This is a genomic window from Corynebacterium sp. UMB8791 (assembly GCF_054166365.1).
On record NZ_JBSZCG010000030.1, the window covers coordinates 1 to 349 of the forward strand.

Sequence of the window (349 nt, forward strand, 5' to 3'; positions counted from 1 at the left end):
GCTCCACCAAGCGCTTGGCGCGCTCGATAGCCAGCTCTGCTACCGAGGTGTGCTCTGACGGAGGGCGGTCGAAGGTGGAGGCAATGACCTCACCGTTGACGCTGCGCTGCATGTCCGTGACCTCTTCGGGGCGCTCGTCCACGAGGACCACCATGAGGTAACACTCCGGGTTATTCGTGGCGATGGCGTTGGCGATGTTCTGCAGGATCGTCGTCTTACCGGCCTTCGGCGGGGAGACGATGAGCGCGCGCTGGCCCTTACCAATCGGCATAATCAGGTCGATGACGCGGGTGGTGAGGATCGTCGGGTCCGTCTCCAAGCGCAGGCGCTGGTTCGGGTACAGCGGTGT

At 63.6% G+C, this 349-nt stretch carries 1 pseudogene; it reads right to left on the bottom strand.

The features are described from left to right. Window positions 1–349 (bottom strand): annotated as a pseudogene (locus ACXIUA_RS00645) (transcription termination factor Rho); the annotation flags it as partial.